Genomic DNA, 461 nt, shown 5'->3' with positions numbered 1-461 from the left:
ATGAACCGAATGCTCTAGCCAGCTGAGCTATTCCGCCACGCTTTGTGGTTGCGGGAGCAGGACTTGAACCTACGACCTTCGGGTTATGAGCCCGACGAGCTACCAACTGCTCCATCCCGCGATATTATAAATTATTTAATTCTTTAAAATTAACTTGGTGCCGAAGACCGGAATCGAACCGGTACGGTGTTTAACCACCGCAGGATTTTAAGTCCTGTGCGTCTGCCAGTTCCGCCACTTCGGCATGAGTTAATTGGTAGCGGAAATAGGACTTGAACCTACGACACTTCGGGTATGAACCGAATGCTCTAGCCAGCTGAGCTATTCCGCCACATTTGTGGTTGCGGGAGCAGGACTTGAACCTACGACCTTCGGGTTATGAGCCCGACGAGCTACCAACTGCTCCATCCCGCGATATTACATTTTGAAAAACTTGGTGCCGAAGACCGGAATCGAACCGG

Annotated in this window: 4 tRNA genes; all 4 read right to left on the bottom strand. The window is 50.5% G+C overall.

The annotated features are described in order from the left end of the window. Window positions 1–45: 45 nt before the first annotated feature. Window positions 46–121: transfer RNA gene (locus K5V21_RS19150), tRNA-Met, on the bottom strand. Between the two features lie 34 nt (window positions 122–155). Continuing rightward, a tRNA-Leu gene (locus tag K5V21_RS19145) sits at window positions 156–244 on the bottom strand. A gap of 10 nt (window positions 245–254) precedes the next feature. After that, a tRNA-Met gene (locus K5V21_RS19140) sits at window positions 255–331 on the bottom strand. A gap of 7 nt (window positions 332–338) precedes the next feature. Then, window positions 339–414: transfer RNA gene (locus tag K5V21_RS19135), tRNA-Met, on the bottom strand. Window positions 415–461 lie beyond the last annotated feature (47 nt).

The sequence above is a fragment of the Clostridium sardiniense genome, from assembly GCF_019753795.1.
Lineage (GTDB): Bacteria > Bacillota > Clostridia > Clostridiales > Clostridiaceae > Clostridium > Clostridium sardiniense.
The sequence above is the reverse complement of the archived record's forward strand: the minus strand, read 5'-3'. Positions and strand labels throughout refer to the sequence as shown.